Origin of the sequence: Leptospira haakeii (assembly GCF_002812045.1) — a bacterium.
GTDB lineage: Bacteria > Spirochaetota > Leptospiria > Leptospirales > Leptospiraceae > Leptospira_B > Leptospira_B haakeii.
Genome location: NZ_NPEG01000003.1, coordinates 60294 through 74537, shown reverse-complemented (window position 1 = coordinate 74537; position 14244 = coordinate 60294). Strand labels below are relative to the sequence as shown.

At 39.6% G+C, this 14244-nt stretch carries 12 protein-coding genes; 4 read left to right on the top strand and 8 right to left on the bottom strand.

Annotation, left to right across the window (positions count from 1 at the left end; genetic code table 11):
• Position 1 precedes the first annotated feature (1 nt).
• Genes CH377_RS07985 through CH377_RS07975 form a run of 3 tightly spaced genes read left to right on the top strand, consistent with a single transcriptional unit; the run spans position 2 to position 2520 of the window.
• Positions 2–1231 (top strand): DUF445 domain-containing protein, encoded by a 1230-nt coding sequence (locus CH377_RS07985; protein WP_100723306.1) that lies wholly within the window; start codon positions 2–4, stop codon positions 1229–1231.
• Position 1232: 1 nt separating this feature from the next.
• Positions 1233–1532, top strand: a complete 300-nt coding sequence (locus CH377_RS07980) for a hypothetical protein (protein ID WP_100723305.1) — start codon at positions 1233–1235, stop codon at positions 1530–1532.
• 10 nt (positions 1533–1542) lie between these two features.
• On the top strand, positions 1543–2520 hold the full coding sequence (locus CH377_RS07975) for an alpha/beta hydrolase (RefSeq protein ID WP_100723304.1): 978 nt from the start codon (positions 1543–1545) through the stop codon (positions 2518–2520).
• Here the strand turns inward: CH377_RS07975 and pgsW are convergent.
• The 7 genes from pgsW to CH377_RS07940 all read right to left on the bottom strand — a co-directional run bounded on the left by pgsW (position 2517) and on the right by CH377_RS07940 (position 9438).
• Positions 2517–3620 carry a poly-gamma-glutamate system protein gene (pgsW, locus tag CH377_RS07970; RefSeq protein WP_243402100.1) on the bottom strand — a complete coding sequence of 368 codons (1104 nt, stop codon included), beginning with the start codon at positions 3618–3620 and terminating at the stop codon, positions 2517–2519. The genes CH377_RS07975 and pgsW overlap by 4 nt on opposite strands.
• Before the next feature lie 5 nt (positions 3621–3625).
• Positions 3626–4090: a poly-gamma-glutamate biosynthesis protein PgsC gene (gene pgsC, locus CH377_RS07965; RefSeq protein WP_100723302.1), complete on the bottom strand. Its 465-nt coding sequence runs from the start codon at positions 4088–4090 to the stop codon at positions 3626–3628.
• A gap of 1 nt (position 4091) precedes the next feature.
• Entirely contained in the window at positions 4092–5282 is a 1191-nt protein-coding gene (pgsB, locus tag CH377_RS07960) for a poly-gamma-glutamate synthase PgsB (protein ID WP_100723301.1), read from the bottom strand.
• A 42-nt stretch (positions 5283–5324) separates the two neighbouring features.
• Positions 5325–6932, bottom strand: coding sequence for a SpoIIE family protein phosphatase (locus CH377_RS07955; RefSeq protein WP_100723300.1), 1608 nt, complete (start codon positions 6930–6932; stop codon positions 5325–5327).
• Between the two features lie 35 nt (positions 6933–6967).
• On the bottom strand, positions 6968–8485 hold the full coding sequence (locus tag CH377_RS07950; protein ID WP_100723299.1) for a PAS domain-containing sensor histidine kinase: 1518 nt from the start codon (positions 8483–8485) through the stop codon (positions 6968–6970).
• Positions 8486–8680: 195 nt separating this feature from the next.
• Positions 8681–9082, bottom strand: a complete 402-nt coding sequence (locus CH377_RS07945; protein ID WP_165780502.1) for an FKBP-type peptidyl-prolyl cis-trans isomerase — start codon at positions 9080–9082, stop codon at positions 8681–8683.
• Positions 9079–9438, bottom strand: a complete 360-nt coding sequence (locus CH377_RS07940; protein ID WP_100723298.1) for an RNA recognition motif domain-containing protein — start codon at positions 9436–9438, stop codon at positions 9079–9081. Before CH377_RS07940 ends, CH377_RS07945 begins: the two co-directional genes overlap by 4 nt.
• A gap of 234 nt (positions 9439–9672) precedes the next feature.
• On the opposite strand from CH377_RS07940, the gene CH377_RS07935 reads away from it, so the two are divergent.
• On the top strand, positions 9673–11988 hold the full coding sequence (locus CH377_RS07935; RefSeq protein ID WP_100723297.1) for an inorganic phosphate transporter: 2316 nt from the start codon (positions 9673–9675) through the stop codon (positions 11986–11988).
• 211 nt (positions 11989–12199) lie between these two features.
• Here the strand turns inward: CH377_RS07935 and CH377_RS07930 are convergent, their stop codons facing one another.
• Positions 12200–14188, bottom strand: a complete 1989-nt coding sequence (locus CH377_RS07930) for a TRAP transporter large permease subunit (RefSeq protein ID WP_100723296.1) — start codon at positions 14186–14188, stop codon at positions 12200–12202.
• Positions 14189–14244: the final 56 nt, after the last annotated feature.

Here is a 14244-nt window from a genome sequence, read left to right as displayed (position 1 = left end):
TATGGATCTGTCCTTCTTCAGCCAAAACAAAGAATTGATTGGGATCATAATGATGCCTTTCACCTACGGATTCGTGGGTTGGTTTACCAACGTGGTAGCCTTAAAAATGACATTTTATCCATTGGAATTTGTAGGAATTCCTCCTTATCTAGGATGGCAGGGTATTGTTCCGAAGAAGGCCCAAAAATTGGCCCTAAAATCGGTGAATATCATGACCGAGAGGCTTATCAAAGTAGAGGATTTTTTTTCCAAAGTGGACCCGGAACAATTAGAGACCGAGTTCCAACCTGTTCTAAATGAACTAATCCCTTCAGCAACCCATGAGATCGTTCATCATATCAATCCAATTCTTAGAAAACATTTAGAGAACGGACACGGAGAAGAGATAGTAAGAGCTGTCCAAGAAAAATGCGCTCATACTGTTAAGAATATCATGACCCAGGTGAAGGAGAATGTATCCTCCGTTTTCAATTTCAGATCTCTTGTATTACGTAAACTCACAGGTCCGAATGTAGAAAGGATCGTAAATATATTCGAAGAAGTTGGTTCTAAAGAATTCAAATTTATTGAACATTGTGGCTGGGCTCTAGGTGGTGCACTCGGGATCGCGCAGGCATTCCTTTGGAATTATCTTCCTATCTGGTGGACTCTTCCAATCCAAGGGATCATCGTAGGATATATTACAAACTGGGTGGCACTTACTATGATCTTCCGCCCTCTTTATGAAAAAAGAGTGGGACCGATCAAATACAGAGGTTTATTCATCGCAAGGCAGGAAGAAGTTTCTAAAAAATATTCAAACGTATTTGCAACCCAAGTTCTGACAGCGAGAAACGTATTAGAAGAGATCTTATACAAAAGAGCGGCTAGAACTTTAGTAGAAACTATCCAAGCAGAAACAGAATCCGCTGCTTCTCGCCTAAATTTAGCCGGACATCTAGATGAAGAGAATAAGGGAGAAGATTCGGATTTCGAGAATACCAAAAAAGAAGTGATCCGCAAAGTAAGCGACTCCTTAGCGGGAAGTTCTACTAAACTCGAAACTTATATGGGAAGAGCAATGAGCATAGAAAATAATATGTTCAAACGTATGAAGGATCTTCCACCTGAAGAATTCGAACCGATCTTAAGATCAGCCTTCCAAGAAGATGAGTATGTACTTATCCTGATCGGTTCCGTTTTAGGAGCAATCGTAGGTCTTGCGCAAGGGATCTATATGATCGCAGTGTAATATGGATCTGATCAAAGTTACAGAATCTGATCCTGAATCTTTCCTCCGGAAATTAACCAAAGCAATTGCCGGAGGAAGATTGGGTGAAATCACAAAATTTGAGCTGAAAGAAGACGATTTTTGTATCAAGTTTTCAGGATTAGGCGAATCCAGGATCTGGTTTAAATTACAAAGAGAAGGGGAAGGATTTTCTGCTGTTAAAAAAAGGGAAAAGATTGCTTTACTACATTTAGCTCTCAGATCAGAAATGGAAAAAAATTTGGAGAATATTCTGATCCGACTAGGAGCAGAAGTTTCCTAAACATTTCAGAATGTTACAATTCGGTTCGGATTCCAAAATAGCAACTCTACCTTCCGGAATCCGAATTGCCTATCGGATCTTTCCAGGTAAATCCAAAGTACCTCTTTTCTGCGTTCACGGCCTAACAGGAAATCTTAAAAACTTCGAACCGATCGCTCAAGGACTCTCTAAAAAAGGGATTACAGTAATCGTATATGATCTAAGAGGAAGAGGAAATTCAGATAAACCGAAAGAAGATTATTCCGCAAGAGTCCATGCGCAAGATCTAAAAGAACTATCAAGTATATTAGGATATTCTAAAATATCCATACTCTCCCACTCATTGGGTGCTTGGATCACTCTTAGATTTGCGGAGAAGTTCTCAAGTTTTTTAGAAAAAGCGGTCTTAATAGATGGAGGAGGAGAACTTTCCATCAAGCGTAAAATTTCCAATTTACTGATGATCCAAGGTTCTTTGGCTCGTTTAGGAAGAAGGATCCCTAGTAAGGAAATGTATCTGCAAGAGGCTAAAAAATCCCCTCTTCTTTCCGCATGGAATACGAATATTCAAAATTTCTTATTATATGAACTGGAACCGATCGGAACACTTTCCCCCTCTTTAATGCCGGGAAATACTTTTTACGGACCGGTACTTTGTTCTATTCCACCATTTGTGATCGATTCCGAACTGAAAAATATGGGTGGAGCGATGAAGCCTGGCGGAATTGTCGCAAGGCTTTTTAAAGATCCAAAAGAATTTTTCAAAACTCTAAAAGAAAATAAAATAATGCCATACTCCGCATTACGTTGTCCCGTTCTAGTGATTCGCGCTTTAAAACCGAATTTCAAACCAGGAGATGAACTTTTACCTTCTACCGCAATCGAGAAGATGAAAGAAAAGATCCTAAACTTGAAAGTTTATGAACTCTCGGATAAAAACCACTACGAATCCGTATTATTGGAAGATAAAGAAAGGGATCAGGAAATATTCAAATTTTTAAAATTTTAAAGAGATTCGTCTCTATCTTCTTCTATAAAAGAATCTCTTTTAAAAAACACATAAAGTAATACTAAAATCCCGACTAAAACAAAACTAACTAACCGAAGATCGTATTCCGATCTTTTAAATATTTTTCCCTCTCCAATTCCCGGGATCTTTTTAGGTTGGATGGTAAATCCATTTTGGGTTGCAAGTTCTTCCACTCGAACCAAATGAATGATTGGAATTCCTAAATTTGCGAATCGCCTCATGACAGAATCTCTTCCGTCTCGGATGATTGGATATTTTAGATTTAGACCCGGCGAAAATTCTCCAACATTCTTTTTAGTTCCTACTGAAACTGTTCCTCCTCCCACATTAATATACGCTTTATATTCAGAAAGAGGGATCTCGGAGGAATACAGATTCATTCTTTCTTTCAGACTTTCCGAGTAGTTCTTGGAATGAAGCATAGAAAGTGAATTCTTAGATGCGGAATTTTGTAGTATCTTCGACCCTTCTTTTGGCATCCCGAACGCCTGGTCCTCTATTCCACCCCAACTGTATGCCAGGGACTTATAGGGAAAAATTCCTCGGACATACAGCAATTTCTCCATATCAGGCCATAAAAAATCTGGCTCATTCGCGCCCCATTGGGAAGAAGTCATACTAGAGATGATCACAAGTTTCAACTCCAAGATCTTGGCAGCAGAATAGACTGCAATATTCAAAGCTGGAAAAGAACCGGAAAGAGAAACTGCGACCGTATCCCCTTTTTTAACTCCCGCTTGGATTAAATATTCCAAAACCAATGCACCAAAGTTCGGGTTGATAGAACTTTGTTTTGCTCTCAGGGTACCTAAATTACTAGTAACAGGTGTAAAAAATTCACCGATCAACCCAGAACCGGAAGGATCAAAATGTAAATCGATCTTTTTCCCTTTAGATTCTTTATAATCTTTAATCTCTTCGAAAGCTTTTACCGTGAGTTTGGTGGCTTCTATTTTTTCGGAATAATGTTCTTGTACTTTTTCAGAAAGAAAATGTTCCACTAAGTACATTCCAAAAAGTGAAAATACTCCCAAAACCAGATAATAAATAACGGATTTGTTAGAAGATTTCCAATACATTCCTTTCAAGGTAATAACTCCTTTCCAAGAAATAAGATCAGGACCAAACGAACAATTACGGAAGCAGTGAGTAAAGACGCAAGAGTTTCCAGCCAACCCTGCCTATCCATCCAAACAGCTATAAGCCCAGGAATTATATGACCTACAGCTCTTACTTCCGCTCCTAAATGGATCATATCCTTGAAGATTACTGGAAATATCCATTCGTTGCCGATTGCATCCAGTATGAATCCGAGTAAAAGTAAAACTGCCGTTCTTCTTTTTCCATATAATATTATAAATTTTGAAATTACTTTCCCTAAACCGAAAACACAAAGGCTCACGAATAATGTAAGAAGGATGCTAATCGGATTTTGGAGCTGTAATGCAAAATATCCCGGAACTACAAGTCCGCCTGCAATCCCAAAAAATTCGGAAAAGAATAAACTGATCCCAAGTCCTAACCCTATGGAAATACTCAATAAGTCCATATTAACCTTTCGACATTTCCTTTCGTTTTAAACATTCCAGAAGTTCTAAACCTAGGCCGCCTATATTTCCAAGCCCTACTACCATTGAATTATAAGGGAGGGACCGTTCGAAAAATCCTAATATCCCTTTAGCATCCAGATATTTTAGATCTACTAATTTAGAATTTTCTAAATTTAATTTCGAACAAGTCTTTCTGAATACTTCAGTTTCTTCTCCCGTAACCAAAATTAAGTCTGGGATATTCTTCTTCCAGAAAAGGATTTCTTTTGCCATTTGTTCCGATCTTTCCGGTCTATCTTTTCTACAATTTATAAGGGCAACTTTATAATTATATTCCGGAAACTCTAAGATCGCATTTTCCCAAATACTTGCAGCAGATCTTGGGTCGTTTGCGGCAAATCCATTCGCGAATCCGATCTTTTTCTCCCCCAAATCATATTCAGTAAAAAAGGTAGCCCCCAAATCGGGAGAATGAGACCACATTCCACGAATCGCAGTTTTAGGATTTACTCCTAAAGATTCGCATACTTCCAAAGCTAAAACGACATTTTCCGGATGTTCATAATATGCAAAACCTTGCATATAATCTAGATCAGAATATTTTTCAAGATTAGCCGAAACGATTTCCGTATTTTTCCTTTTACATATCTCCTGGAAAAAAGGATAAAATTCCTTTTCCGAAGTGAATAATACTTTGGATTCCGGAATAGAACCGCTTAAGGCCAAAGCCACGTCCTTCTTCTCTGGCCCCATAATTTCCAAATGATCTTCTTTTACATTTGTGATGATTGTATGTGTGGCCTTGATCAATTTTTCTTCTGAAACTTTTTGATTGAATGGAACAAGAGCCATACATTCCAGAACGATAATATCTGCTTTCTGTTTAACCGCTTCTTGGATCGCAAACTTCTGTTCTAAAATATTGGGAGCACCATATCTGATTATATTTTTTTCGGAACCGTTAGGTAATATCAGCCTCGGAACGGTTCCTGTGGTTTTAGCGAGAACTTGAAATCCACCTTCCTTCAAACCGGAAGCGATCAATCTTGTGACGGAACTTTTTCCTCTAGTTCCGTTTACATGAATGCGGACAGGGATCTTATTTCTTCTGGAAACATGAGAGATATATTCTACAAATCCGAATCCTAATAAAACCAAAAGTAATGGAAATAGTATGAGAAATTCGGACACGTAAAGAATGTCCTTCTAAATAAGCCATTAGGTCAACTGAGATTAGGTTAGGTTTAGAGAAATCAGAGTGATATCATCCTGGGGTTCTTTTTCTCCCAAGTGAGCTTTCATTTCTTTTATGATTTGAGAATGTAGCTCCAATCCACTAAGTCCAGACTCTCTGTAAATTTTTTCTATCCTTTCTTCACCAAATGGATTTTGTTCCGAATCGAATTCTTCAAAGATCCCATCGGTTAACATCAGTATGGAGTCCCCTTCGGAATATTCGTATTCTTCTTCCAAATATTCCATTTTTGAGTTCAAACCTAATAGAGATCCTGTTCTTTCCAAAGGTTTGATCCCGGATTTGGATTTCCATAAAAGCGCCGGATGGCCTCCGGATGCGAAGCGGATCTTTCTCTCTATAGTATCTATATCCAAAATAAAACAGGAAAAATACATCTGAAGGTTTTTGAAATTCCTGCAATAATCCGTATTGATCCCTTTGATCAGTTCCAAAGGAGAATCCGCCAAATATTTGATAGGCTCGTAAACCCCTTTGATTGTCATAGTTACAAGTGCTGCTTGGACACCATGACCTGTGGCGTCCGCTAAGATCACCCTAAGGACTCCTGGACGAAATTCGAATATATCGAACCAGTCCCCTCCCACTTCCATTACCGGAACGTAATTTACGAAAGTCTGAACTCCAGGGATAGAATAATCTATCGGAGGTAATAAACTATTTTGTACTCTTTTTGCAAGATTCAATTCTTCCTTCATTAAACGATAGAATCTTGTAAGTTCATTCGAACGGGACTCTACTTCGGCTTCCAAATTTTGCAAAAGATCCAACCTCTGCCTATCTACCGTCTTTAATTCTTCAACGGTTCCCCGCAGTTTCTTTTGGATAGAAATCCTGTCGGTGATATCTCTTAGTATAAGAGTATAACCTTTTCCGGAAGAGGTATTTACTTTAGAGACGGATGCTTCCAAAATAGGTTCAGTTCCATTCTTTCGTCTTGCCCGAAAGGGTCCAAAGATCCCTCTATCAGGATTTTCTCCTATTTGATATAATACTTTTGAAATATATTTCTTACGCCTTGCGGGGAATAATAAATCTAATGATTTTCCATTTACTTCCCAAGAGGAATATCCTAACATCTTCTCCGCTGCAGGATTCATCATTACGATTTCCATGGACTCATTCACGGAAAGTATAGAATCCAAAGAAGTTCTTACAAGTTCAGAAAGCCTTTCCTCTGACTCTTTAAGTTTTACTTCTCCTTCTTTCCTGGCAGTCACATCACGCAAATAAACAGCAATATCTTCGATAGAAGGAAAGATACGAACCTCGTACCAAATATTCTCCTTTGGATCTAATATCTCCAGATCTTTTGGGAGTCCACTGTGCATGGACTCTATCATCGCAGGGAATAAGGAAGTAAAATTGAATTGGGGAAGTATCTCGGGTAATCTTTTGCCTACCAAATTTTCCCGGATAATATCCAGAAGTTTTTCGGCCTCAAAGTTGGCGTATAAGATCCTAAGTTCCCTATCCAGGGACAAGAATGCGTCCGTAATTCTTTCTAAGATCCGAATGACGTCTTTTCTAGAAGCGGATTGGAAAGGTGTTTTGGTTCCGGAAGTTTTTTCCTCTGCTTCTGACATAGGAGATCAAAAGTATCTCCTCGCCTAAAGCAAGGTCAAGAAATCTTTTCCGAAGCCGGGATCATGATATGAAATGTGGCGTATTCTTCTTCCGAGCTTTCAACCTCTATGTCTCCGCCCATTTCCCGAATAATCTCATAACTGACTGAAAGTCCAAGCCCGGTTCCGACCGTGGTTGGTTTTGTGGTGAAGAATGGATCAAAAATACGATTTAAATTCTCGTCACCGATCCCGAGTCCCCAGTCCTTAACGGTGATCCGAACAAAACGAGTATTCCCTCTATGTAAGATGGACTGAGAAACCTTGATCTTCTTACGGTCCGTTTCAAAAGGATATTTTTCGTTCAGTGAATCCCTTGCATTTGTGATCAAATTTAAGAAAACTTGTTTTAGTTTTTGAGGTTCTCCGATCACAAGCGGGATCTCGGAGTCTGCATCTACTAAATTATCCATTCCTTCTATCTGGATCCCGTCTCGGACGAGAAATGGTAAAAGAAGTTGGATAGAAGAATATAAAATCTCTCCAGTGGAAACGTGGGCCTTTATACCTTCTTCTTTATGAGCAAAACCTAATAGACTTCTTACAATTCCGGAAATTCTCTCACTCTCCCGGATGATGACTTCCATATTTTTAGAAAGTGATTCGTTCTCTTCTACTTGGGTACGAACGAGTTCCGCATAATTCAAAATGCCTGTAAGAGGATTATTGATCTCGTGTGCTACACCTGCGGCCAAAGTACCAAGGGCTTCCAACTTTTGGCGATGCCTTTGGGATTCCATTCTTCTCAAACGATCTGAATCGGATTCTTTTTGTTGGGTAGTATCGGAGATCGCAAGTAAGATTGCACTAATCTCTCCCTGTTTGGTCACGGGTGAGATTCTGATATAATAATGGCTTCTTTTGCCTGTAAAACTACTCCATTCTTCAAACGCTTCCGGTTTTCCTGTATTTGAAACCCTGGAAATGACTGTTTGTAGTTTTAATGCATCAGATGTTTTTAATACTTCGAAAAAGTTTTTACCTTGGATCTCGTCAGCAGGGACTCCTGTGAATGTTTTATTAATAAATAATACATTCCCATTCAAATCCATGATAACCACGAAATCCATCCCTTCCATTAGAAAGGAACGCCAACGATAATCGGAATCTTCTAAGGAATAATCTTTTAGCAGACCCTCTTCATCTAACTCTTGTATTTGAACGAGCACTCTACCTTCTTCCGTTGGAATACGGTTTGCTCTTACATATACCTTTTTATACCCACTCGCAGAAAGTAATCTTGTCCTTGCGGAAAATAGTTTCGGGACTTCATTCCTAAATCTGTCCATGAATGCGTCAGTTAAGCTTTCCGTATCGTCCGGGTGTGCGAACTGAGACCATTTCATCCTACCTTGGATCTCGGATTTTTTCCTTCCGGAGATATCCTCAAACTTCTGGTTTACAAGTGCGATAGTCCCATCTGCTTCTACCAAAAATGCGGCTAAGGGTTGGTGTTCGAATAGAGTACGATATTGGGAAGAAGTTGTACTAGTTAATGTGTTTTCTTGATTCAAAACCTTCTTCCTCCCTTTTTCTCTTATATTAAATGGGAAGAATTGGCTTGTTTAAATATTACAGTTTATGAAAAAAAAGGAGAATTGAGATAAGCTAAGGTGCAGGTTTGTCGTGATTTGAAGTAAAATCGTGATATTTTTCTACTGTTGCTTCTAGTCCAAAAGAACAGAAGCAACAGATTTAACACAGAAATGTCAGTAAACTTTGATCAATTCTACTTCGAAAATCAGGGTAGAATTAGGGGGAATACTTCCACCAGCTCCAGCACTTCCGTAACCTAATTCAGGAGGGATAGTCAATTTACGCACCCCGCCCTCTTTCATACCTTGGACTCCTTTGTCCCAACCGCGAATCACTTGTCCAGCACCAAGATCAAAACGGAATGGAGTTCCTCTGTCTTTCGAGCTATCAAATTTTTTTCCGTTGGTAAGCCAGCCGGTATAATGTACAGTTACGTTAGACCCATTGAAGGCCTCTTTCCCTGTTCCCTTTTTGATGTCTTTAATCACCAGACCATTTTGAGCGAATACACCCAGGCTCAAAACGAATGCTGAGATTAAAATTGCAGTTAATATATAGATTCTTTTTAGATTCATTTTCCTCTACCTCCAGTACGTCTGACGGAACTTCCAAAACCTCCCGTGGTCTGGCTACCCTGCACCTTATTGTGACTTGGCCCACCTTTCACGGATTGTTTTTTATCGAATTCTTTCTTCCATTCGTCGGCGTCTACCACCGTTAGAACTTTTCCGGAAACCTCGTACTTGTTTAAAGCTTCCAGGGCCTTTTTTGCCGCCCCATCTTCCAATTCTAAAGAACCGTAACCCAGAGAACGTCCTGTGAGTTTATCCTTTTTGATGGAAAGATGTTCGACCTTCCCGTATTTGGAGAATAATTTTTCCAAATCTTCTTCCTTCCATTCCTGGGGAAGATTGCCCACTGAAATCTTCATACCGCCTCCTTTTGTATATCGTGACGATTGATTAATCGGTCTTCTGCTTTCTAAAAAAACCGGTTAGATCACCCATTCTTTCAGGTCGGGGAGAAATCGAAAGCCCATTTCATAATCCACATTTTGAAAAAGAAACTCGCGGAAATTTAGGTTGAGGCTCCTACTTTGCCTTAAATACTACCCAAATCACCCTGCCTGGGGTGCTCTTCTCCAATAATTCCAGGAAATAAGAACATGGATATTTTCTTAATCATAGTAGCAGTCATGGCTGTACTCGGGGTAATGGACTTACTCGTCGGAGTTTCCAATGACGCAGTGAACTTTACAAATTCAGCAGTCGGTTCTAGAGCGGCCTCCAGAAAAATCATCCTAATCGTTTCTGCATTTGGTATCTTACTCGGGGCTTTAAGCTCCAGCGGAATGATGGAAGTCGCGAGAAAAGGGATCTTTCACCCGGAATTTTTCAGTTTAGCTGAATTAATGTTCTTATTTTTGGCGGTGATGGTTTCAGATATCATCCTTCTGGACTTATACAATACATTAGGACTTCCTACCTCCACTACTGTTTCCTTAGTTTTTGAATTATTGGGTGCCTCCTTGGTCCTGGCAATTCTCAAAGCTGATACATTAAACGATGCATTTAAGATCATAAACTCGGAGTCGGCCTTAAAGATCATCTTCGGGATCGCATTATCTGTAATACTCGCTTTCTTTGCGGGATTGATATTGATGTTCTTCTTCCGATTGATCTTCAGTTTCCGTTTGGAAAAAACAATGAAATGGTTCGGTGGGATTTTTTCAGGTCTCGCAGTCACAGTTGTGATATTTTTCATTCTTCTTACTGCGATGAAAGGATCCACTTTCTTAAGCAAAGACGTATTAGCTTGGATCCAAACCAATTTTAAAACAATTCTGGTCTTAAGTTTTATAGGATTTTCCATCCTATTCCAAATTCTGATCTTATCTAAAATTAATGTTCTGAAGATCGTAGTATTATTCGGAACTGCAGCGCTTGCGATGGCATTTGCGAGTAATGACTTAGTAAACTTTATCGGAGTTCCAATCGCAAGTTTACAAACTCATGAACTGATCAAAGCGGCAAACTGGGATGCAAATACAATGGCATCAGGTTTAGGAAAAGAAGTTCTTACTGACAATAGGCTTCTGATAGGCGCGGCACTCATCATGATCATCGCATTATTCAAATCCAAGAAGGCGGAAACCGTAACTAGGACCGAAGTAAGTTTAGGCTCCCAAGGAGAAACTGTAGAAGCTTATCAATCCAGCTTGGTTGCAAGAGTATTCGTTCAAATCGCAGTCGGGATCTACTACCCAATAAAAAGATTTTTGCCTTCTATTATCAGAAATTGGATCTCTTCCAGATTCAAACAAAGCGGAACATTGGAGTTAGTTCGTTTGCATGAAAGTGATGCTTTCGATTTACTCAGAGCCTCCGTAAATATACTTATCGCTTCTGCGCTTATCCTAATCGGAACCATCGAAAAACTCCCACTTTCAACTACATTTGTAACCTTTATGGTGGCAATGGGGACCTCACTCGCAGACGGAGCCTGGCAGAAAGAAAATGCGGTCAATCGTGTGAGCGGAGTTTTAACCGTTGTCGGCGGATGGTTTATGACTGCGGTATTCTCTTCCTTTACGGGTGGATTTATCGCAGCACTATTCTATTACTTCGGATTTGCAGCAGTAGTAGTAGTTTTAATATTCACATTCTTCTTGGTTCTTGCATTCAATCGAATCCACAAAAAAAGAAAGGCAGAATACGATGAAAATTTGGAAAAACTTCTTCTACTTTCCAAACATCCGGAAAAGGCACTCTCCAAATCACTTTCTTCTCTTTTAGGAAATCTATTATTAGAGAAGAAGGCGATGAATACACTTTCTTCCGGTTATATCGGAGGAAAAAAGAAGGACTTCAAACAGGCTTCTAAAATATTAAAGAACTTAAAGAAGAATTATGAATCTTCTATCTCCGGTTTTTTAAGTCTGGTTGATAGACATTTCGATGAGTCTGATTTCCAATCAATTCACCCTTTCACAAATGCACTCGGTTATATAGATCGTATCGCGGAGAATCTTGCAAATATCCATAGAAACACTTCCGAAAAGATAGATCGTTTCCAAACCGGACTCACCAAAGACGAAAGAGAAGATCTAAAAGAACTTCGTAAACTTGCAGAAGATCTTTTTGAACTTCTGGCTCAATCCGACAAGGTTCCTGGTTTAGTGGAAAAGGCAAGATCGGGCAAAAAAACAAAAGAACTTTCGGATATCAAAGTCCGTATCTACAAAAACCAGATGAAACGTATCCGCAAAGGTGATAGCAAATTAAAATCCAGCGTGGCTTACTTCTTAGTGGTAGAAGAACTTGTGGATATTAACGAAAACTTATTTGCTCTGGCTGAAGAACTTGTCTGGGTTTTACCTTGGATAGAAACCAAGAAAAAACAATTTGCAAAAGGAAATTTCGATCCTTCTAAACTGGAATTTCCGAAGGCCAAAGACAAGAAGAAGAAAAAGAAAAAGTAAAAATAGTTAGCTGCGGTTTTCGCACAAAGGCACAAAGATCACTAAGGGTTTTATTTTAATAGTAACAAACCCGACAATGTAGGAATTCCAACATTGATTTTTTAAATCCCTCAGACATCCGATGTAGGAACTCCTACATCGGACATCGAATTAACTTTGTGACTTCGTGTCTCTGTGTGAAAACCCTTAATTCTTTTTAAACTCTGTTCTCTTACCCAGCGTATTTAGAATATAGGATGGGCCCGAAAGCGGTCACAAGCAAGGTAAGTGTTAGAACAATAATCGGGATCACGATATGTTCGTGCCTTGCAAAGAAACCTTTTCCTTCTAAACTTTTATCCTCTACTAAGAGATCTCTAACTACGTGTTTCGTCAGCAAGTGGTTGAGCGCTACTGGAGGAGTCAAATAACCTAGCTCGAAGGAAACAAGCGCAGTCATCCAGAAATTCAAAGGATGAATACCATTTGCCTTAGCGATCGGATACAAGGTTACGGAAACCAGGATCACAGCTCCGTAAGGATCCATGAGCATCCCAATGATCACAAGTGCGAATGTCAAAATTAACATCGCAGACATTGGCGATCCCAATTGAGTCGGGAATAGATTGATCACTTCTGATCTTTCGAAAACCCCACCCATACAAGCGGATAATCCCATCAGAAGAAGAAGCGCGCCTAAATGTGAGCCAGCGTCATAAGAAGTTCTGGAAAGTTCCACTTCTTCATTATGAGTTTCTCCCTTTTCCAGTTTTTCCTTTTTGGAAATTTTATAATCTATGAATAGAAGTGCCAACATCGCGATCGGCAGGATATAAGGTGCTGTTCTTTCATCGAAATGGGTTCCAAGCGCAAGAACGATCGTAAGAACGATAGCGATTGAAATCACCAAATACACCGAGAAAGATTTGAATGCCAGTAAAGACTTTTTGAATGCATCTTGCTCTGGTCTGATCTTCCAAGATTCAGTTCTACTAAACCAACTGACTATCAAGAATAAGGTGGAAGAAAGTGCAAACACTCTCCAACCCCAATGGAATAATTCGTCAGTAGTCACTTCTAAGTTCAAAGAAGCGACAATCACCACGAGTAAACATGGAGGAAGAACGACTCCTAAACTTCCAGACATTGCAGTCGCTGCGAGTGCTCTCTCTTGGCTTGCACCTGCTCTTCTCAATTCCTTGAAGATTGTAGCACCTAATGCTAAAACCACAATCCCGGAAGCGCCACTATAAGCAGTAGGAAGAGCGGCAACAACAACGATGATCACCGCCAATAATTCAGAAGGAAGTTTCCACGGATTCAAAAGATCGAAAAATCTTTTTCCTAAGGAAGTATCTCTTAAAAGAATTCCAGTCCAAACATAAAGACCGATCTGAATATAAAGTTGAGCATGTGCCGTCAATTTTTGCAGATAGATCGCAAGTCCAGCCGGGTGTTTTTCCAAAATAAAGAAGTATAATCCGCAGATTAACGCCATCCAAGCATATAGAGGAACGCATAATAATGCATTGGAAAGTTTAGTATTCTGCTTACCTTCCCCGCTTTTAAATACAGGGTTTTTTAAATTATAAAAATTTAATCCTGCTAAAAGTATAAGGCCCAAAACCCAAAGCACCTGAATCTGAGCTTCCACACCTTTTTGAAGGGGATACATGAATGCAGCGGATACCATGATGATCGTATTCGCGATGATCTGGCTCCATTCTGTGATCTTTTCCTCTTTTGAGTTTTCAGGATTCCTAAGAGCGATATGGTATCTTCTGGTAGTGGAAACAGTTCCGGCTACGATAAGCAAGAACACCATAGTCATAGGAATATAATCTATTGCTGAGATAGTAATCCAAGAAAGCCTGCGTTCGAATCCACAATATAATTTCTGTCCTGTAGTTAAAGAACCGGCCAGTTTTTCTAACTCTAATTGGGTTTCAGTAGGTCCTGTTGGAGCTCCTACATTCTTCCCGCCAGTTGTATCTCCAAGACCAATATCATCCAAGGCGTCCATATCCGCTTGGCTGACTTCTGCTTTTGTATCTGCTTCCGCATTCGGATCCGCGACACAAACATTTCGGATCATTGCATAATTCGGCCAAATACTGCCGCCTAAGCCTAGTAGCCTAGCTTGGACTAACTGGCTTCCACTTTGAACAAGGGGTACGAATAAAAAGAATAATACCGCCCAGGAAACGATTTTTCTCCACATAGAATATCCTCTGGAATCTGCGATTGATTGATATAAGAGTAGCGGGAAAGAAATTT